Source organism: Treponema sp. OMZ 855, assembly GCF_024181145.1.
Classification (GTDB): Bacteria; Spirochaetota; Spirochaetia; order Treponematales; family Treponemataceae; genus Treponema.
Genome location: NZ_CP051194.1, coordinates 1,916,226 through 1,936,449 on the forward strand (window position 1 = coordinate 1,916,226; position 20,224 = coordinate 1,936,449).

A 20,224-nucleotide genomic window follows, 5' to 3' on the forward strand; every position below is an offset into this window, starting at 1 on the left:
CTATAAAAACCGTTGACGTACTAACATACTAAAAAAACTCGCTTTAGTACAGCGTCAACTGCATGAGTGAACTGCATCAGCTGTCAACCGCACCGGATTATTTTTACAGCCGCGGGTCGGTGGGCTCACTTTCCATAGCAAGCACGCCGAATGCACTTTCGTGAATGCGCCGAAGCGGTTCCTTCCGTACAAAGCGTTCGAGCGCTTCGATACCGAGGGCAAATTCCTGGAGGGCAAGACTCCGCTTTTTTGCTAATCCCCGTTTTTTAAGCCGGGTAAGATTTTCCGGCTTGCAATATTCGGGTCCGTAGATAATCCTAAGGTATTCTTTTCCGCGGCATTTTACGGCAGGCTGCAAAAGCGTACCGTCTGTACCGTAAGCGGTAAATTGATACGGTTTTACCACCATTCCTTCGCCGCCCTTACCTGTAAGCTCAAGCCACCACGTTACTGCATCGGCAATTTCCGCCTCATTGTCCAAATGCACCATTTTATACGGTGTCAGTTTAAAAAGCGTGGAATCCGCACGGCATATCTCGGCGATCTGTTCCATGTGCCATTGGTGGGTTTTATCGGCATGGACGGCGCCCTCCGTTGCTAAAATATGGAACGGCGCAAGTTTGTAATCATCGATGCCGGTAACCTCCCAGCAATAGGCGCGGTATGCGGAAACAAATTTTTCCGCTGCATGCTTTTTCTCTGCAAAGGTATGCAGCATCTCGCGAGCGCCTTCTATACCGCGCTGTGCCGTTACACGCAGCACGGCTTCCGCTTCCGCAAGTGCATTGAGCGCCGCAGATCCCGTTGCTGCATATTGCGCCTGAATAAGGCTTTGCGCCTTTACCGACCACGGCATCAGTTCTGCATCCAGACACACCCAATCGGTCTGATGCTTTTCCCAAAAGCCTGAGCGGGTTAAGGTATCCCGCACTTTGGTTAGAAACGCTTGTTCGGTTTCCGGCTCATTAAAGAAATTCCGCCCCGTGCGGGTATAACAGATACCGAAGCCTTCCCCGGTAATACCGAAGCGGTGCGCTGCGGTCTGTTCATCTTTGCAGATAACGAGTACCGCGCGGGAACCCATGTGCTTTTCTTCGCAAACCACCGCTTGAACCCCGCGGTTTTTGTAATAGCCGATTACTTCGGCGGGATATTCCAAGAAGCCGTCGAGTGCGCTTGTTTCACAGGGAGACATGGTAGGCGGCAGGTAGATAAGCCACTTAGGGTTTACCGCAAACCGGCTCACCGCTTCCAGAGCGGCGATGGAGTTTTCTTGCCGAATCAAAATGTTGTGTTTCAGCCGTGTTTGAACAATCCTCCGCCCCGTTACGTCTTCTATATCGAGTACATCATCATCTTGCTGCTGCAATGACATGATTGTATTGTTGCTGCCGGCCGCTTGCAGGTTTTTCAGCACGTTGGATGCCCCGTGCACTGCCGCTATATTGACCGACGGCTGTACAGCTTCGTTGCTTGCCGGAACTTCTGCGATAGCGGCTTCGTGTATCAGTGCACTTCCTGTTCTGCAGCATTCAGCCTCAAGCGGCTTCACCGGTTCGCAGTACACCTTGTGCGCCGGTACCGAAACGAGTTCCTCTTCGGGGTAACGCAGCACGGTGAGGGAGCCGCCGAAAACACAGCCTGTGTCAATATCGATGGTGTTGTTCAGCCATTGTGCGGATGGTACAGGGGTATGCCCGTACACAACCTTTGCACGTCCACGGTATTCCGCTGCCCAGTTGTACCGCACCGGTAAGCCGAACTCATCCGTTTCTCCGGTGGTTTCTCCATACAAACAGAACGAGCGTACTGCTCCCGAACCGCGTCCCTGCATCTCTTCTTTGAGCCCCGCATGGGCAACCACGAGCTTTCCTGAATCCAACACATAGTGGCTGACAAGCCCGTACAAAAATTCTTTTACATCGTTCTTGAATGCATCGGGTTCACCTTCAAGCTGCCGGAGTGTTTCAGCCAAGCCGTGTTTTTCCTGCACTGCCTTCCCGGTAAGTTTTTTGTGGAGCTTCATATCATGGTTGCCCGGAACACAGAGCGCTATACCGCTTCTGACCATGCTCATAACCAGTTTGAGTACGGCGGGCGATGCGGGGCCTCGGTCAATCAAATCACCTAAAAAAATGACCGTGCGGTTTTCAGGATGACTGACTTTTAAGCCGTAGTTGGTGCCGTCATCTGCCGTTTCTTCTATTATGTAGCGGAGTTTTTGCAGCAGCTCAATCAACTCTTCGTAACAGCCGTGTACATCCCCGATAATATCGAAGGGACCATGCAGCTCAGCCTTATCGTTATAGAGCTTCTCCCGCACAATCGCGGGCACGTTATCGGCCTCTTCTTCCGACCGGAATGTGTAGAGTTTTTTAAAGCCTTCTTTTTTTATGCTCCGGAGGGAACGCTTTAAGTCCTGCAGCTGCCGCCGGATAACATGGGGCAGAACGTTCCGGTCTGTGCGTTGCTGATTTCTCGTTTCGCATAACTCCTGCGGCATATCAAAGACGATAGCAACAGGCAGTACGTGAAAGGAACGGGCAATGCTGATGAGTTTTTTCCGTGCATCGGGCTGAATATTCGTCGCATCTGCAACCGTGAGCAATCCTTTTTTCAACCGCATTGAAATAATATAGTAGAACAGTTCAAAGGCATCGTTTGAGGCTGCCTGATTATTTTCATCATTGGAAACAATACCGCGGCACGCATCCGACGAAACGATTTCATACTGGGCGAAATGTTTTTTAGCAAAGCTGCTCTTGCCTGAGCCGGAAGCGCCCACGAGCAGTACTAAGGCTGTTTTTGGTATTCTAATTTCCATACGTAAATACCGCCATTTGGGACGGTGCTCCTATGTTTTCTTCTTCTTCACCGACTGGGAAAAATGCAACCGTATAATTGTTTTCACGCGCAACCCGTTCCGCCCATGCTGCAAATTCCGAGCGTGTCCATTCAAACCGGTGATCGCTGTGCCGCACTTTTCCTGCAGAAAGATTTTCGTACCGCACATTGTATTCCCGGTTCGGCGTGGTTAGCACAATGGTCTGAGGCTTTGCGTAGGTAAATAGGGATTTTTCTAACGCAGGCAAGCGGTTGGGATCGAGGTGTTCTATTACCTCAACAACGGCTGCGGCATCAAACCCGTTGAACCGTTTATCCCGATAGGTCAGTGAACTTTGAAAGAGCGAAATCCGCTCACGCTGCTTTTCAGGCATTTCTTCCCAGTGGAGTTTGTCTTGGCTTTTTTCTAATTCCGAATAAGAAACATCGGTACCGGCAATCCGGGTAAACTGCTTTTCTTTTAAGAGTAGTCTGAGCAGCTTGCCATCGCCGCAGCCTAAATCAATAACGCTTGCAGCCCCGCTCTGCTTCAGTTTTTCTGCAACAAGTTTGAGCCGTATGTCATGGAGGCGCTCTTTCTTTTCTTTTTGCAGCTGAGTGTGAGCGGCAGCAGTATCTTCTATTTTCGTAAGTTCATCTTGCTCAGTCTCATCATCAGCGCTGGGTATGATGCCGTCTTCCGCTGCCTGCAGTACTTCAAAGGCGGAACGCACCAGCGATTTTAGGTTGATTAAATACCGCGAAACAATAATTTCCCGTTCAGGGTGCTGCTCAAGCCAGCCCTTGCCCTTTTGCAGCAATTTTTCAACTTCATTCTGTGTGATAAAATAGTGCTTTTCGTTATCCAAAACAGGAATGAGCACATAGAGGTGCGACAGTAAATCCTTCAACGGCAGGGTATTTTTAAGTGTCAGGGTAAAATACTTTCCGTAGCCCCATTCGGAAAATTGTGTGTCGAGCAGGTGCCGTTCCGCTTCAACTGTGTACCCGAGCGGTTCAAAGAGCCGTTTAATCAACAGTTCACCGCCCCGCGGCGCCGGCAGCACGGAGATTTTGGCGGTTAAGGCAAGCGGCATATCGATAAATTCAGGATGCTCTTTACAGCTGCCGTTCATCGCACTCGAAAACGCCTTTGAAATTGCACTGCTCATAAAAGAAGACGCAACATACGGCCGGTCGTTGACATACTGCCCCAGTAAAAAATCTTTCCCGGCAAAATTCTTTGCGTTACGTACCATGCCGATCGGATCAATATCCAAAAGGAGCGCCGCTGTTACTTTTTCTTTTCCGCACTCCGGATAAAATATATAGGCAGCACCGACTGACAGCTCAACCTGCTGTAATTTATCGGGATGCTTGTGCAGCAAAAAGCTTAAAGCTGCGGCATTCTCTCCTTCCGCCGTTATGGTTAATAACATAGATACTCCGTTTTCCAGTCTCTTATCGTTCGCGTTTGCTCATCAAATCCCGCACCAATCAGCACAATCTTCTTCCAGTTTTTCAAGATATAATCCCTTGAACAGCTCTTTTTTTCCGAGAAAATAGGCTTCCAATGTTGAGAGAAATAAGCTCTTGCCAAACCGCCGTTTCAGATTACCTCAAAAGTATCTCCCCACGGCCATTCGCTTAACGCCTGCCATTCGATTGATGCTTACTCCTCGGTAGAGGCGGCAATTTCTCCGTCGGCGAGTCTAATGCGGAGTTCACGGGCAGCTGCTGCATCCTGCGCACGGCGGAGTACAAGTCCCGTCTGCCGATTGTAGACGATAGAATACCCTCTGTTGAGAATTTCTTGCGGGTTTGCCCCTTCAATGGTACGGGTCAGCAAGGCGAGCCGGTGCTTTGTGTCAGTCAGCCGCGCCTGCATTGTGTACAGCAGATTTTCTTTCGCATCGTCAAGGCGCATTAAAAGCGGCTGCTCGATACGGCGGAATTTCATTTCAAGCGACTCCGGTGTAAACCCTTTAATCGTAAGCCGTATTCTTTCCAAAGCGCTGCCGATACTGTGCAGCATATCGGATTGTATTTGAGTAATGGTATCGGTAATTTCATCCAAGACCGGTACGGCAAGTTCGGCGGCGGCAGACGGCGTAGGCGCGCGTACATCCGCTGCAAAGTCGGTAAGCGCCCAGTCGATTTCGTGCCCGACTGCGCTGATAACGGGGATTTCAGAAGCGGCTACAGCACGGACAACAGCCTCATCAGAGAAGGGCAACAGGTCTTCCAAGGAGCCGCCGCCTCTTCCGATAATGATAAGCTCTCCAAGCTTATACCGATTGGCGGTTTCCAGCTGACGAGCTAACACAGGAGCCGCCTCCGCCCCCTGCACGGGAGCGGGAAGCACGGTAACACTTACCGTGCGGTTCCTGCGCGAAAGCACAGTGAGTATATCGCGCAGGGCGGCGCCCGTTGGGCTGGTAATCACGGCGATACGGAGTGGAAAAAACGGCAATGGGCGCTTCCTGTCTCGGTCAAAAAGGCCTTCGCGCGCAAGTTTCTGCTTCCGCTCTTCCAGCATTTTCAGAATAGCGCCTTCTCCGGCAAGCTCCATCGTTTCGATGATTATCTGGTACGAACCACGCTGCTCATATACCGACAGCGAACCTGATACAATAACCTTGAGTCCGTCTTTCGGCTCAAAGCCGAGTGTCCATGTACGGCCTTTAAACATAACCGCTTGCAATGCGGCTTTTTCATCTTTTAGGGTAAAATAGAGGTGCCCGGTGCTTGAAGAGCGGCAGTTGGAAATCTCTCCCGCGATGCGGAGGGAGGTAAAATTTTGCTCAAAAAGCGATTTGATAATGCCAGTAATCTCTTGTATCGAATATACGTGATCCATACCGGCATCATATCATAATATTATAAAAAATCTACGCTGTAACAAACCTACTTAAACAACGAGCGGGGAACAACAATTTCCGGCATACCGGAAGCATACGGCCCGACTTGGTATTGACTAAAAACAATGCGGACGGAATTTTTTTCAAGCTTAAAGACCGCAAAATTTTCTTTTGTAGGTTCCGTGCCTCTGTTAATCCAATCTTCGTCGGAGCTAAAGGTCTTCTTTTGAACTTGAGCATTCAGCTGTTTACGTGCCTCAGTTGAAAGAGCTGCAAGCCAGTCTTTTTTTGCCGGTTGCAAAGCTTCTTCCAATGAAAGCAGCTTCTTTGTTTGCTTGCTGTAGGTTATCGGAATAAGGGTGGTGCTGCCATGTGCTGCGCCGCCGACATATTGATAGACAGTTAAGAGAAAACTGATATGCTTAGAATCTTCGTATACCGAGCTGCTGTCGATATTGAATTGAAAACCTTGCGGATAGGCGGGCGCTTCCGCAGAAAAGAATTCGCTGTTAAAGGCTTCAAGTGCCTTCTGAACAACATCGGAAACTTGGGCATTGAGAAGGGGTTCTTTTTCAAAAACGGGATAGTCGATGTCGGCCTCATAGCTGATTCCCGGCTTCTTGTTTTTATCTTTATCCTTCGCATAGACAGCAAACGCCAAGCAGCATAGCACCAAAATAAAACCGATTGTTGCACTTATACGTAAAGTGCGGTTAAAATTCTTCATATTATTCTCCTGTAAGGTTGTTAATCGTGTGTACCGTACTCATAGGGAGTCCTTACGGCTTTCTCTCCTTTTCATGCATATTGTACACATGATATCTAAAACATCCGTAAGATATAAAAGGTTACCGCATAACAAACCTCGCACCGTATATTTTCAAAAGAACCTTGACTTTTGCCACCTTCCACTATACCATATCCCCTATGCAGATAAAGAAGTCGCACAGATCATTCGTTTTTCTTACCGTTAACAGAAGGGCGTTTTCCCTCTTCAACGATAAAAGGATGAGGCGGGCAACTCATTATCTGTTAAAGACTTACCCCCCCCCCCCATTAAAATAACTCTTTATACTACAATAATTTATACATTTTTAACCTTTTTTCTTTTACCGCAAACCGTACCGGCTGCTTTGTATGCCTTCAGTACGGTTTTTGCATTTATACCGGTTTCCTGTTTTTCCATTCAATTACATCAACATACAAAAGGAGGTGTACTATGCGTACACAAAAAAAGGGAACACAAATAAAAAGAGCGGCTATTTTAAACCTCTTGTTATTTGTGTTTGTATACGCAGGCTGTAAGCAGCCGTCTGTTACGGTTAATTCATATCCGGTTAGCTTTAGCGCTATCGGGGGAACCGTTACCGCCAGTGTAGACGGAAAGGCAATTACAAACGGGGAATTCGTTGGAGCCGGAAAGACCGTAACCTTTACCGCTCATCCGCAAAGCGGTATGAAGGTTTCACGCTGGACGGGGATAGAAAATGCCGGTGATAAAGGTACGGTCAGTCTTACCGTGAAGGCAGGCGTTTCAGTAACCGCAGAATGCACGGCAATTATGCATACGGTTACATTTACGCAACCCGAACACGGAAATCTTACGGCAAGTATTGACGGAAAAGACTTTACGGGTGGAACTGTAGCGGAAGGCAAGACAGTGCTTTTTAAGGCGGAACCGGATAAGGGCTACACCGTTAAGCAATGGACGGGGGCGGGAAAAGAAGGCTGTACCGATACCACGGTTGGCTTAATAGTAGAAAAAGAGAGCGCCGTAAGCGTCGAGTTTATTGATATAGAAAGTCTTACGGAAAAATATACGGTGAGCTTTACAAAAATATCGGAGAACGGTACGCTGAGTGCCAAGCTAGACGGAGCAGACTTTAGCGGCGGCGCTGTGCAAAAAGGGAAAACTGTTGTTTTTACCGCAGCCCCTGCTGCCGGATACCGTGTAAAGAAATGGACGGGAACGGATAATCCTGCAAGTACTGATAAAACGGCTGTACTAACGGTAAAAGAAAATGCGGCTGTTTCTGTAGAGTTTGAAAGTGCTGTTATTCCGGTGCAGAAGTTTGAGATTACTCTTACCCCTCCTACAGCGAACGGCAGCGTCAGCGCAAAAGTAGACGGTAAGCCGCTTACCTTTACGGAAAACAAGGCGCAGGTAGAAAAAGGGAAAACAGTCGTCTTTACCGCTGTTCCTGCCGCCGGATACCGTGTAAAGAAATGGACGGGAACGGATAATCCTGCAAGTACGGATAAAACGGTTGTGCTTACGGTAAAAGAAAATGCGGCTGTTTCTGTAGAGTTTGAGTATGGAGTCGAGGTTATTCCGGTTCCAAAATTTAACGTTATCTTTGATACCCCGCAGAATGGCACATTAACAGCAAGCCTTGACGGCGCTCCGTTTACCGGCGGCGAGGTAGAAAAGGATAAAATTATTATCTTTACGGCAGAACCTGACCCGACCTACCGTGTAAGGAAATGGACAGGATGGGAAGATGCAGACACTCAACCAATTCGTACCCTCACCGTTACAAAAGCGGTACACGTGTTGGTCGAATTCATCAATGTGCCCGAGTACCGCATAACGTTTAGCCAACCGGAACACGGCAGTCTTACCGCAACGCTTGACGGGGCGTCCTTTGACGGTACGCAAAAAGTGGCGGAGGGCAAGCACATCGTTTTTACCGCCATTCCCGAAACGGGCTACCGGCTCTTAAAGTGGGAAAACGTCAATACCGACCCCGAACACGGCTATGTTAAAGTCCATACGGTAAAAGCAGACAAGACCGTTTCGGTAACCTTTGAAACCGACGATATACTTACCATTAGAAAAGATTGGCAAGGGTATTATGTCGAATCGTGTAAAACAACTGCCGAAGGGGTAATCGAAGTTCCCGCCTATGTACAATACATTGGATATGAGGCCTTTAAAGGCTGCGTAAAAGTTACCGAGGTAAAACTTCCTGCGGGGCTTACCAAAATCAAAAGCGCTGCTTTTTCCGGCTGCACGGGGCTAACGAGCATAAGCCTTCCTGCGGGCCTTACCGAAATCGGAAGCGATGCTTTTTCCGGCTGCACGGGGCTAACGAGCATAACCATTCCTGCAGAGCTTACCGAAATCGGAACCGCTGCTTTTAGAGGCTGTACGGGACTGACGAGCATAAGTCTTCCTGCGGGGCTTACTCAGATCGGAAACGATGCTTTTCTCCGCTGCACGGGGTTGACGAGCATAAACCTTCCTGCGAGTGTTACCAAAATCGAAAGCGGGGCTTTTTCCAGCTGCACGGGGTTGACAAACATAACTCTTCCTGCGGGGCTTACCAAAATCGAAAGCAGTACTTTTAGAGGCTGCACGGGGCTGACGAGCATAACCCTTCCTGCGGGGCTTACCAAAATCGAAAGCAGTACTTTTAGAGGCTGCACGGGGCTGACGAGCATAACCCTTCCTGCGAGTGTTACCCAAATCGAACAAGATGCTTTTGGAGGCTGTACGGGACTGACGAGCATAAGCTTTCCTGCGGACCTTACCAAAATCGGAAGCGCTGCTTTTAGAGGCTGCACGGGATTGACGAGTGTAAGCCTTCCTGCGGGGCTTACCAAAATCGAATACAGTACTTTTAGAGGCTGCACGGGGCTGACAAGCATAACCCTTCCTGCGGGGCTTACCAAAATCGAAGAAGATGCTTTTAGAGACTGCACGGGACTGACGAGCATAACCCTTCCTGCGGACCTTACCAAAATCGGAAGCGCTGCTTTTTACGGCTGTACGGGGCTGACGAGCATAACCCTTCCTGCGGGGCTTACCAAAATCGAAGAAGATGCTTTTAGAGACTGCACGGGACTGACGAGCATAACCCTTCCTGCGGACCTTACCAAAATCGGAAGAGCTGCTTTTTCCGGCTGCACGGGGCTGACGAGCATAACCCTTCCTTCAGGGCTTACCAAAATCGGAAGCACTGCTTTTTACAATTGCAAAGGACTCAAAGACATCACTATCGAAGCGGTGAATATAACCGAGATAGAAAGCAATCCTTTTTACAATATCCATGCCGAAGCACGGTTTAAGGTTAAATCCGGCGGCAATGTAAAGCAGAAGCTGATTGACTACGGGATTGATGCAAGCAAGATTATTGAACAACCGTAGAAGAAATCCGTGCAGCATTTAAGCTGCACGGGTGGCAGGGGCTTGTCCCGAAAGGGGGCAAGCCCTTGCGGAACGAGAGCAAAGACATGAATACAAGACAAGACTTTGCGTATAAAACACATAAGAAGGAGATTAAGTATGCCGACAAACAATACTACCGCAAACGATAGCTTGGTAACTAAAATCGATTCGCTCAACGACTTTATTCAAACGGTAGAGGAACTCACTAAAGACTGCAAAAAAGCGCGTAAAGAGATATTTTACCGCGGACACGCTCAATATACCTATAAAAATGTTGCCTCCATTTTCCGTGATGGCAATTTACTGGATTATGAAGACAAACTGTTTAACGATACCGTGGTAGAAAATCATGCAGAGTTTATCAATGATCCGACAGCGTTGGAAAAGCTCGTAAAAATGCAGCATTTCGGTATGCCTACCCGCCTGCTGGACATATCAAGCAGCCCGTATGTCGGACTGTATTTTGCCTGTAATGCCCATGCTGATATTGACGGAGAAGTGGTTATCTTTGTCGTTCCGGAAGATGATATCGAATACTACAACAGCGATAAGGTTGCAATCCTAAGTAATTTGTGTAAATTAGGACCGAGAAAAAAAATAAATAGCGATGAGCTGCATCACCTTATACAAGAAGAGCGGATGAACTTCCCGGAAAATAATATAGAGTATGATCATTTAAGCACGGTTCTCTGCGTTAAGACGAAAAAAAATAATGACCGCATTATCAAACAAGAAGGAGCTTTCTGTCTTTTCGGCTTATCACTCTATGAGGCTCAGAAAAAAATAAATCAAAAATGGCTTTTACCGCAGCGCATCCTCATTGATAAAGAAGCAAAAAAAGGTATTTTAGATGAACTGCAAAAGAAAGGCGTTGACTGGAACACACTCTTTCCTGATGAAAAAAGAATATACGAAACACTTGGGAAATATATTGGTGAATTGATTGTAATTAGCTCAAAATGTTCAAGCACCAATAAACTAAAGGACGTTATGGTACAATTGATCGACGTTTTAAAACTTGTGATCATGCGAAGCCTCTGTATCGAATCTATTGATACAAATTTCGATACACGGCTGGATATACTACCGAATGTAAAGATTAAGCTACAAGATGATAAAAAGTTATTGCCTCTGCAAAATGATCTATTGCCTCTGCTTGATAAAGCCATAAAAGAGTTAGAGAACTTTAAAGCGAATGCCAACCTTTCCCATTATATTGAAAAGATAGAAACATATATACGGAAGCTTGAAGAAAATCCTTACATATCGTATAGCGAGGATAATAAAGCGGTAATTGATAATCTGAATCAATGTATTGCAGCTATAGATCCTTTTATAACAAGTCTTTCAAGTAAATACTCCGGCGAACTAAAAAAGATACTGGATACCATTTCCGAAAAACTTGGTGAACTGCAACCTAACAATAGTAGTAACTCTATTTTGCAAGACCTGCAAAACTGTAGTCTCGCTTTAAAAGAAACAAACAAGATTTTACACGAGCTGTTTAACGCTTTCTTGAAAGAATTGCCCAATCCGCTTGCAGAAGAATTAAAAAGCATCGGTGAGCTGTTAAAATGTTATACCTGCCGCGAATTAGCAGGTATGAAATTTGATCAGACCGCTGCGGCATTGCAAACAATAGGAAATCAGCTTATTGAACTCAGCAGTGAGATGAAAAATACAAAAGAGGTGTTTAGACACAATCTCAAAAAAATAAAGCAAAAGTATCAGTCTGAAATTGCGTTTAGATAGCCTGAGAATATCGAGAAACAACACTACTGTCAAAGCCTTACAAAAAGGTAAATTCGGTTTCTTCAATGTTTTCCCCATTCTGCCCTCCGGTGATCTTGTGCTCTGCTGGTATTTAAAGTAAACTACCGCCATGGCAGGAAATACATTCGGAACGATTTTTAGAGTTACTACCTTTGGCGAAAGCCACGGAGCCGCAATCGGCGTTGTCGTTGACGGGTGCCCCGCCGGTATTCCGCTGGAACTTGAAGATTTTACCGCTGCATTTAATACGGCACGACCTTCGGGTACGTTTGAAACCGCGCGGCGGGAACCGAATATACCCGAAATCCTTTCCGGCGTATTTGAAGGCAAAACCCTCGGAACGCCGATCGCGGTGCTTTTGCGCAATACCGATGCGCGTCCGCATGACTATGAAGCACTAAAAGACCTATACCGTCCCGGTCATGCGGATTTTGCCTACGAGGCAAAATACCGCCGCCGCGACTGGCGCGGCGGCGGACGCGCATCGGGGCGTGAAGCCGCTGCACGAATTGCTGCAGGCGTTATCGCAAAGAAAGTGCTGGCACACTATCCGGTACCGCATCCCGCACAGTATACGGCGTGCAAGGCTGACGGTAAACCGCTGGACGGCACATCCGCTTCCGGAGAAAACCGCCCGCAGCATGGCTCCATCCTCCCGATCACTATCCAAACCTCAGCAATAGAAATTGCAGGTATCCCCTGTAACCCAATCTCTGCAACGGATGAACTCCCTTCGGAAATAAATAGTAAACTCGCAGCTATTAAACAGGCAGGTGATTCCGCCGGAGCTATTGTACAATGTACGGTGCGGAATGTTCCTGCCGGCCTCGGCGAGCCGGTCTTTGATAAGCTTGAAGCGGAGCTCGCAAAGGCGGTGCTGTCCATCGGTAGCGTTAAGGGTATTGCATTCGGGGCTGGCTTTCAGCTGGCGCGTATGTCCGGTTCTGAAGCAAATGCTATCGATAAAAATCATCACGGCGGAATTGCCGGCGGCATCTCCGACGGAAAAGACATTGTGTTTCAGGCAGTCATAAAACCGGTGCCTTCAATTGCGCAAGAACAGATAATGGAAACCGCAAGCGGGGATTGCATAAGTCATGCTATTACGGGACGGCATGATGTCTGCCTCTATCGGCGGGTTATGCCCGTTATCGACGCGATGGTTGCCATTGTGCTTGCGGATATGATGCTTCGGCAAGGAGCAGCTCAAATCTTAAAAGTTTAATTAAATCGATATCGGATTGTAGCACTATTGAATTGTAGTGTCGTAGTAAATAATGAGAAAGATAAAATGGACGATACTGGGTTTGAACCAGTGACTTCTACCGTGTGAAGGTAGCACTCTACCGCTGAGTTAATCGTCCTTTACGAAACAACGGAGCGAATGTAGCATATTTTCGGGGTTTAGGCAAGCGTTTAAAATATTCCTGTTGCGGTTGCCCTTTCCTATCAATGTGCCCGTGTAATGCTCATTTCTTGTGAACTCTTGTAACGTATTTTGCATCTTGTTATAATATTTCAGTAATATATTTCACACGAAGGAGTTGCGAATGAAACCGCTATTACATATAGAAAATTTACATCTATCGGTGAATGAAAAGCCGATTTTGCATAATTTGAACTTGACCATCAACGCAGGCGAGGTACACGTGGTTATGGGGCCGAACGGCGCCGGAAAATCCACGCTTGCTGCAGCGATTGTCGGGAATCCCGTCTTTCAGGTGAATCAGGGTTCAATTTTCTTTAATGGAGAATTACTCAATGATCTGCCCGTTTTTGAGCGGGCGCGAAAAGGTATCTTTCTTTCTTTTCAAAATCCCGAAGAAATTCCGGGCTTAAAAGTAGAAGAATTTCTCCGCGCTGCAAAGGAAGCCGTCACCGGTAAAAAAATCCCGGCGCTCACCTTTCATAAAGAACTGATGCGTTTAATGCAAACGCTCAGCATCAATCCCGAGTACGCAGATCGCAGTTTGAATGTGGGCTTCTCCGGAGGCGAAAAAAAGAAGAACGAAATTCTTCAGCTTGCAGTCTTGCAGCCCAAGCTCGCTATTCTGGACGAAACGGATTCAGGGCTGGATATCGATGCCACCAGAATTGTATTTGAGGGCGTTGCAAAACTGAAAACGCCGGACATGGGTATTTTAATCATCACTCACCACAGCAAGGTGCTCGATTACTTAAAGCCCGATTATGTCCACGTGTTGATTAACGGATCACTGGTAAAGACTGGTGGCATCGAGCTGGTAGAGCATATTCAAAAGCACGGATACGCAGGGATGTAGGAGCGGCTATGAGTAATGATTTTAGAGATTCTCGCTCGCCCCTGTTCCAAACGCGAAAGCGCACCTTCATCTCCGATATTGAGCGGGGCATTTACGATATAAAGGATAAAATCGATTATCAGTATTCCACCGGTGTCGGTTTGAACGAAGACGTGGTGCGAAAGATTTCCGCCCGCAAGCTGGAACCCAAGTGGATGCTTGACCTCAGGCTGCAATCTTTGCAGTATTTTTTTGAACGGCCGATGCCGGACTGGGGCGCCGATATTTCCGACCTCAATATTCAAGAGATTATTCACTACATTGTTTCCGATGAAAAGCCGATGGCTACAGATTGGGATCAGGTGCCGGAAGAGATTAAACAGACCTTTGACCGGCTCGGTATTCCCAAAGCGGAGCAAACCTCGCTGGCGGGCGTCGGCGCGCAGTATGATTCCGAAGTGGTATATCACAGCTTACAGAAAAACCTTGCAGACCAAGGGGTTGTGTACCTCGATATGGAATCGGCGGTGCTGCGTTACGGTGATCTTGTCCGCGAGCATTTTATGAAGCTGATAAAGCCCAACGATCATAAGTTTGCCGCGCTGCACGGTGCGGTATGGTCGGGCGGCTCGTTTGTGTATGTACCCAAGGGCGTCAAGGTCGAACTCCCGCTGCAATCTTATTTCAGACTGAACGCGAACCAATCAGGGCAGTTTGAACACACGCTGATTATCGTCGATGAGGGCGCTTATCTGCACTTTATCGAAGGATGCAGCGCACCTAAGTACTATAAAAATGCGCTCCACGCAGGCGCCGTCGAGCTGTATGTCGGCAAAAAGGCGACCATGCGCTATTCCACGATCGAAAACTGGTCGCGGAACCTCTACAACCTGAATACCAAGCGGGCAATCGTAGAAGAAGACGGCGCTATCGAATGGGTGTCCGGCTCGTTCGGCTCGCGCGTAACAATGCTCTATCCTATGAGTATTTTGAAGGGAGACCGCTCTCGCTCCGAGTTTACCGGCGTTACCTTCGCTTCCGCGGGGCAGTGTCTCGACACCGGTACTAAAACCGTCCATATCGGAAAGAATACCGTGTCCGAAATGCACTCGCGCTCCATTGCGAAAAACGGCGGCGAGTCGAACTACCGCGGCTTGCTGGTTATCGGTAAGGATGCAACCGGCGCAAAGGCGCTCGCCGAATGCGAATCCCTGATGCTGGATAACGAGTCCCGCACCGACACCATCCCGATTATCGAAAACCATACCGATGACGCCGACATCGGACACGAAGCGAAGATCGGACGCATCAGCGATTCGATGATTCTATACCTCATGCAGCGCGGACTCGACGAAGCGACGGCTAAATCCTTGATTATCAAAGGCTTTGTCGAACCGATCTCCAAAGAGCTTCCGCTCGAATATGCCGTCGAGCTGAATAACCTTATTTCCATTGAGCTGGAGGGGACGATAGGCTGATGAGAAACGATAACTATTTTAAACGGCTCGATTATCATATACAGGATGTACCGGCGGCTCCTTTTTCCGGTATCTTTTTTCATACGGAATCTAAAACCGCGCAGTATCTGCCGATTGAAGACTTCCTCAAAACATGCAGTGCGGAGCAGGTGGCTAAAATATTCAACACCGAAAAGTCTCCGCGCGAAAAAAACTGCGGACTGGGGAAACGTTTTACCGATGAGGTGCAGACGAAGCGGAACAGCGGCTTTTACCTCAAAATTGAAGCTGATAACGCTGAATACGATAAGAACAGACCCGAAGCGATGCAGGACTTTTTCGTACGCTTCACCGTTGACGCGGCTCATTCCGTGTTGTTTGACCAGAGCTATATCGACATAGCAGATAACGCTGCGGCGCGGCTCATCCTCTACTTCGATACCGACGAAAAATCCCCCGCGCTGCAATCGTATCGGAACGGACTTATCAGTATCCGTGTCGGGAAACATGCCGCAGTCGAGATTATCAAAATTCAAAACTTTGCAGACACCGCGCTCAACTTTGAAACAGTGCGGATGGATGTCGGCGAAAGAGCACGGGTAACCGTTCACGACATACAGCTCGGTTCGCAAAAAAACGGCGTGTCTTATTCTTCCTATATGCAGGAAGATTGGGCGGAAGTGGACATCTTCCCGCTGTACTTTGTCGATAAAACGCGCCGGATGGATCTTGAACATAATCTGATTATCAACGGCAAGAGCACGCTGTCGGAGATAAAAGCCCGCGGCGCGCTGAAAAACGAGGCTCATAAGGTTTTCCGCGGCAATATTTTCTTGAATAAGGGATGCTCAGCTTCCGTCGCCCGCTTTGCGGATAACAGTATCATGCTTGATAAAAATGCCGCCGGTACGAGCATCCCGACCATCTTCTGCGATGAGGATGACGTTATCGGGGAGCATGCCGCGAGCTTTGCCGCCATCGATAAAGAAAAACTCTACTACTTAATGAGCCGCGGCTTCGACGAGCTCAGCGCAAAAAAACTGATTATCGACGCTGCATTCCGCCCCGTCTTTAACAGTATTCCTGATGAGGCAATAAGGAACCGGCTGAACGAGGAATTTGATGCACGTCTATCAACGCAGATTCAGGCGCAAGCGGATAAAACGGCTGCATCCGGTACCGTTCCGGAAAAAACGGGGGCAGCGAATATCGGGCAACCGCATCGGAAATAGGTAAAACGGTTGCTTTCCTTTTGCACGAAATTTTATAAACATAAAATTTCGCGCCTTATTTTTTAGAAAAAAGGTAAACGCATCAGGTGAATAGGTAAAAGTCGCAGAATAAGTGAGATTGGGCGACCATTTGAGACGCAACGCGGCGAAATTCTGGTTGAACAGGCTCACTTATGCTGCGGGGAATACAATAAAATATCTGATGCGTTTACCTTGGAGAGAGATTATGTATAAGCAATACTTCCCGTTGCTGCAAAATCGGAATATTCACTATTTGGATGCTGCCGCAACTGCGCAGCGTCCGCAGGCAGTGCTCGACGGCGTACAGGCGTACTACACCCGCAGCAACGGAAACGCAGGGCGCGGCTCCCATACCCTTGCGATGGAATCCTCCGCATTGATTGAAGCCGCCCGCACTACGGTAAGCGGTTTTATCGGCGCCGACGATTCCGGCGAGGTTATTTTTACCAAGAATGCAACCGAATCGCTCAATATCATTGCATACTGCTACGGATTGGAGCAGCTCCATGCCGGCGATGAAATAATCATTTCGATTGCCAACCATCACGCAAACCTTATTCCATGGCAGTTCGTTGCGCGGAAAACCGGCGCCGCGCTGCGGTATGTCTACCTTGACGAACACGGCAACTTCGATATGGCGGGTTTTAAAGCCCTGCTCGGCAGCCGCACCAAGATTGTAGCGGTAACCGCCGCCGTCAATACCACCGGCGTTGTCTTTCCGGTACAGGAGATCATCACGGAGACGCATAAGTACGGCGCCGTCGTCGTTATCGATGCGGCACAGTCCATCGCGCACTTTCCGCATGATGTTGCGGCATGGGATTGCGATTTCCTCGCGTTTTCGGGACACAAGCTCTATGCGGAGTTCGGCGCCGGAGTGCTGTATGCCAAGCGCACACTGATCGAAAAAATGCCGCCCTTCCTTTACGGCGGCAGCATGATTGATTATGTCGGTGAACAAACCAGCGAATTTAAAGCAGGCGGCGCAAAGTACGAAGGCGGTACCTTAGATGCCGCTGCGATTCATTCTTTACAGTTGAGTATCGACTTTTTGAAAAAACTCGGACTTGAGGAAGTACACCGCTATGCGGAAGGATTGCACCAGTCACTCGTAACCGCCTTAAAAAGCCTCGACTTTGTAGAAGCGTACTATACGGATGCGCAGCGGCGGGTACCCACCGTCGCCTTTAACGTCAAAGACGTCCATTCGCACGACACTGCGTATATTCTGGATGAGCAAGGCGTTATGGTCAGAAGCGGACACCACTGCACGCAGCCGCTAATGGACTACATGGGCATCAACTCCTGCTGCCGCGCAAGCCTCGGCATCTACAACACGCAGGAAGACATCGACGCCCTCGCCGCCGCCCTCAAAAAAGTGTACGATGTGTTTAAAATATAAGGGGAGCGAGTGTATCAAAATGAAAATAGCGCTTAAACCGTTTGTCGGACAGCATTGCGAAACAACTGCTACAGGAACGCTCTTAAAACAACTCGGAATTGAGTTAAGCGAACCGATGTTATTCGGACTTGGCGAGGGACTCGGGTTTATTATTTGGAATATGAAAACGATGGATTACCCCTTTATCGGCGGAAGAATAAAACCTGATCTGGTAACGGAAAATATCACACGGAATCTCGGTTTAAAACTGACGGTTTTGGAGACGGCCTCAAAGCCAAAAGCGTGGCAAACGGTAAAAGCGTTGTTAGACAGCGGAAAAGCAGTTGGACTCAAACTGGACTGCTATCACCTTGAGTATTTTTCTCATCCAATTCATTTTGCAGGTCATTATGTTGCTATGACCGGCTATGATGAAACTTCTGCCTTTTTAGTTGATACGGCACAGCAAGGGACAGCGGTTATAACCTCGCTTCAAAGTTTAGAACGTGCCCGAAGTGAAAAAGGACCGATGTCCTCAAAAAACCGCTCGTATATAATTGAGAAAGGGGAAAAGCCCGTTCCGCTGGAAAACGCTGTTGTACAAGCGATTCGGAATAATGCAACAACCTACCTCAACCCGCCGATTAAAAATTTAGCATACAAAGGTATTGAAAAGGCATCGGAAGTGCTTCTTCATTGGTATGATACGTCAAAAAACAGAAAAGATGAGTTTGGAACAACTGCGATGCTGATGGAACGGGCCGGCACTGGCGGAGCATTGTTTAGGAATCTCTACCGTGATTTTTTGCAAGAAGCGTATCTGTTTACCGGCAACAAGAATATCGGAAATGCGTATGATGCATTTGTCGAAATTGCACAGGACTGGTCGGAGATTATTTCACTGTTTGAAAAAACAGCCGAGACTGAGGACAGAAGGTATATCGAAACAGCTTCGGAAAAGCTGAAAATGATTTCGACCAAAGAGTACGGTGCAATGCAGCTGCTTGTGAATATATAGGGTATTTCGCTACGAAATGGATGAACTGACTCTTTTTTTCGGCGGAGATATTTGCGGAACACTCGGCGTCGATATTGCAGTACGAGTGATACCGGTGCTGATTAAAGCTGAAAAACTTGATTTTATCATCGTAAACGGAGAAAATGCGGCGAAAGGCTCCGGCATAGAATTGGAACAAGCCGAGCGGTTATTTGCTGCCGGAGTTGATGTTATTACCGGCGGGAATCACAGTATGGAGCGGTTTGACTTGCGAGCCGATTTCGGACAGGAACCGCGGATACTGCGCCCTGCAAATTACCCGCTTGCGCCGGGCAGCGGCATCATCACCGTGCGTAAACCGCAGGGGACATTGACGGTACTGAATATGCAAGGAAGGGAAAATATGCGCCCGATCGATTGCCCTTTCCAAACGGCTGACCGTTTATTAACGGAACTGGCTGACGGAATAGTTATGGTGGATTTCCATGCGGAATCGGTACAGGAAAAAGAAGCCCTCGCTTATTATCTTGACGGGCGTGTTTCCTGTGTGTTCGGTTCTCATACTCATACGCAAACCGCCGATGAACGTATCCTCGCAGGCGGCACCGGCTACATTACCGATGCAGGCATGATAGGGGCATTCCATTCGATCATCGGCAGCTCTATTGAAGCTGCTGTAGCTCGAAGCCTCACACTTACCCCGCAGACATTTGACATACCGGAAACCGGAGAAGCACTATTCTGCGGTATTATTGCAAGGGTATCATTGGAAACAAAAAAAACGCTTTCGTTAAAACGGGTATATAAGGCAGGTATCTAAAGACCGGCGTTCCGTAAGATGAAACCGCTCGACCGGTCGGTATTTCCTAAAATATGTTCTTATTGATGCGGAGAGAAAAACACCCCGACTTTGCATCGGGGTATGGTGATTACCTGCTTGTTAGAGCAATGCGAGTATCTTGGCTTTATCAATAAATCCGAGAGAGCGTTTAACTTCTTTTCCGTTTTTGAAAAGGATGAGCGTCGGAATACTGGTAACGCCGAATCTTACAGCAAGATCTTGCTGTTCGTCTACATTGACCTTCGCGAGAACGGCTTTTCCGTTAACTTCCTTTTCCGCTTCTTCAAAAACGGGACCAAGCATCTTACAAGGCCCGCACCACGGCGCCCAAAAATCTACCAATGCCGTTTCAGCATCATTGATTGTCTTATCAAAATTTTCCTGATTTAAATGTAGTACAGCCATA

Annotated in this window: 14 protein-coding genes, 1 tRNA gene and 1 pseudogene; 9 read left to right on the top strand and 7 right to left on the bottom strand. The window is 48.0% G+C overall.

What is annotated here, in order from left to right:
* Positions 1 to 103 precede the first annotated feature (103 nt).
* From E4N65_RS08645 to E4N65_RS08665, 5 genes and pseudogenes are all read right to left on the bottom strand, one after another.
* Positions 104 to 2,824: a polynucleotide kinase-phosphatase gene (locus E4N65_RS08645; protein ID WP_253672819.1), complete on the bottom strand. Its 2,721-nt coding sequence runs from the start codon at positions 2,822 to 2,824 to the stop codon at positions 104 to 106.
* Complete coding sequence (locus E4N65_RS08650; RefSeq protein ID WP_253672821.1) at positions 2,814 to 4,262, bottom strand: 3' terminal RNA ribose 2'-O-methyltransferase Hen1; 1,449 nt, start codon at positions 4,260 to 4,262, stop codon at positions 2,814 to 2,816. Before E4N65_RS08650 ends, E4N65_RS08645 begins: the two co-directional genes overlap by 11 nt.
* Before the next feature lie 60 nt (positions 4,263 to 4,322).
* Positions 4,323 to 4,430, bottom strand: a pseudogene (locus E4N65_RS08655) (AAA family ATPase); the annotation flags it as partial.
* A 65-nt stretch (positions 4,431 to 4,495) separates the two neighbouring features.
* Positions 4,496 to 5,683, bottom strand: a complete 1,188-nt coding sequence (gene xseA, locus E4N65_RS08660) for an exodeoxyribonuclease VII large subunit (RefSeq protein WP_253672823.1) — start codon at positions 5,681 to 5,683, stop codon at positions 4,496 to 4,498.
* A 47-nt stretch (positions 5,684 to 5,730) separates the two neighbouring features.
* A complete protein-coding gene (locus tag E4N65_RS08665) occupies positions 5,731 to 6,411 on the bottom strand; it encodes a DUF3298 and DUF4163 domain-containing protein (protein WP_253672825.1) in 681 nt (226 codons plus the stop codon).
* Positions 6,412 to 6,903: 492 nt separating this feature from the next.
* Between E4N65_RS08665 and E4N65_RS08670 the strand changes: the two genes are divergently transcribed.
* The 3 genes from E4N65_RS08670 (at position 6,904) to aroC (ending at position 12,853) form a co-directional block, all read left to right on the top strand.
* Positions 6,904 to 9,834, top strand: a complete 2,931-nt coding sequence (locus E4N65_RS08670; RefSeq protein ID WP_253672827.1) for a leucine-rich repeat domain-containing protein — start codon at positions 6,904 to 6,906, stop codon at positions 9,832 to 9,834.
* 138 nt (positions 9,835 to 9,972) lie between these two features.
* Positions 9,973 to 11,607, top strand: coding sequence for an FRG domain-containing protein (locus E4N65_RS08675; protein WP_253672829.1), 1,635 nt, complete (start codon positions 9,973 to 9,975; stop codon positions 11,605 to 11,607).
* A gap of 130 nt (positions 11,608 to 11,737) precedes the next feature.
* Positions 11,738 to 12,853, top strand: a complete 1,116-nt coding sequence (gene aroC / locus E4N65_RS08680) for a chorismate synthase (RefSeq protein ID WP_253672831.1) — start codon at positions 11,738 to 11,740, stop codon at positions 12,851 to 12,853.
* Between the two features lie 67 nt (positions 12,854 to 12,920).
* Here the strand turns inward: aroC and E4N65_RS08685 are convergent.
* A tRNA-Val gene (locus E4N65_RS08685) sits at positions 12,921 to 12,992 on the bottom strand.
* Between the two features lie 186 nt (positions 12,993 to 13,178).
* Between E4N65_RS08685 and sufC the strand changes: the two genes are divergently transcribed.
* The 6 genes from sufC to E4N65_RS08715 all read left to right on the top strand — a co-directional run bounded on the left by sufC (position 13,179) and on the right by E4N65_RS08715 (position 19,797).
* Positions 13,179 to 13,910, top strand: a complete 732-nt coding sequence (sufC, locus tag E4N65_RS08690; RefSeq protein WP_044015440.1) for a Fe-S cluster assembly ATPase SufC — start codon at positions 13,179 to 13,181, stop codon at positions 13,908 to 13,910.
* An 8-nt stretch (positions 13,911 to 13,918) separates the two neighbouring features.
* Positions 13,919 to 15,367, top strand: coding sequence for a Fe-S cluster assembly protein SufB (gene sufB / locus E4N65_RS08695; protein WP_253672833.1), 1,449 nt, complete (start codon positions 13,919 to 13,921; stop codon positions 15,365 to 15,367).
* Positions 15,367 to 16,578, top strand: a complete 1,212-nt coding sequence (gene sufD, locus E4N65_RS08700) for a Fe-S cluster assembly protein SufD (protein WP_253672835.1) — start codon at positions 15,367 to 15,369, stop codon at positions 16,576 to 16,578. Before sufB ends, sufD begins: the two co-directional genes overlap by 1 nt.
* Before the next feature lie 226 nt (positions 16,579 to 16,804).
* The gene (locus E4N65_RS08705; protein WP_253672836.1) at positions 16,805 to 18,001 is read left to right on the top strand and encodes a SufS family cysteine desulfurase; all 1,197 of its coding nucleotides are present in this window, start codon (positions 16,805 to 16,807) and stop codon (positions 17,999 to 18,001) included.
* Positions 18,002 to 18,020: 19 nt separating this feature from the next.
* Positions 18,021 to 18,998, top strand: a complete 978-nt coding sequence (locus E4N65_RS08710; RefSeq protein WP_253672838.1) for a BtrH N-terminal domain-containing protein — start codon at positions 18,021 to 18,023, stop codon at positions 18,996 to 18,998.
* Positions 18,999 to 19,014: 16 nt separating this feature from the next.
* Entirely contained in the window at positions 19,015 to 19,797 is a 783-nt protein-coding gene (locus tag E4N65_RS08715; RefSeq protein ID WP_253672840.1) for a TIGR00282 family metallophosphoesterase, read from the top strand.
* Between the two features lie 120 nt (positions 19,798 to 19,917).
* On the opposite strand, the gene trxA is transcribed toward E4N65_RS08715, so the two are convergent.
* A complete protein-coding gene (trxA, locus tag E4N65_RS08720) occupies positions 19,918 to 20,223 on the bottom strand; it encodes a thioredoxin (protein ID WP_044015431.1) in 306 nt (101 codons plus the stop codon).
* Position 20,224: the final 1 nt, after the last annotated feature.

Coding starts and splice junctions, on each gene's coding strand:
- E4N65_RS08645 (WP_253672819.1), bottom strand. CDS start 2,824: ATGGAAATTAGAATACCAAAAACAGCCTTAGTACTGCTCGTGGGCGCT.
- E4N65_RS08650 (WP_253672821.1), bottom strand. CDS start 4,262: ATGTTATTAACCATAACGGCGGAAGGAGAGAATGCCGCAGCTTTAAGC.
- xseA (WP_253672823.1), bottom strand. CDS start 5,683: ATGGATCACGTATATTCGATACAAGAGATTACTGGCATTATCAAATCG.
- E4N65_RS08665 (WP_253672825.1), bottom strand. CDS start 6,411: ATGAAGAATTTTAACCGCACTTTACGTATAAGTGCAACAATCGGTTTT.
- E4N65_RS08670 (WP_253672827.1), top strand. CDS start 6,904: ATGCGTACACAAAAAAAGGGAACACAAATAAAAAGAGCGGCTATTTTA.
- E4N65_RS08675 (WP_253672829.1), top strand. CDS start 9,973: ATGCCGACAAACAATACTACCGCAAACGATAGCTTGGTAACTAAAATC.
- aroC (WP_253672831.1), top strand. CDS start 11,738: ATGGCAGGAAATACATTCGGAACGATTTTTAGAGTTACTACCTTTGGC.
- sufC (WP_044015440.1), top strand. CDS start 13,179: ATGAAACCGCTATTACATATAGAAAATTTACATCTATCGGTGAATGAA.
- sufB (WP_253672833.1), top strand. CDS start 13,919: ATGAGTAATGATTTTAGAGATTCTCGCTCGCCCCTGTTCCAAACGCGA.
- sufD (WP_253672835.1), top strand. CDS start 15,367: ATGAGAAACGATAACTATTTTAAACGGCTCGATTATCATATACAGGAT.
- E4N65_RS08705 (WP_253672836.1), top strand. CDS start 16,805: ATGTATAAGCAATACTTCCCGTTGCTGCAAAATCGGAATATTCACTAT.
- E4N65_RS08710 (WP_253672838.1), top strand. CDS start 18,021: ATGAAAATAGCGCTTAAACCGTTTGTCGGACAGCATTGCGAAACAACT.
- E4N65_RS08715 (WP_253672840.1), top strand. CDS start 19,015: ATGGATGAACTGACTCTTTTTTTCGGCGGAGATATTTGCGGAACACTC.
- trxA (WP_044015431.1), bottom strand. CDS start 20,223: ATGGCTGTACTACATTTAAATCAGGAAAATTTTGATAAGACAATCAAT.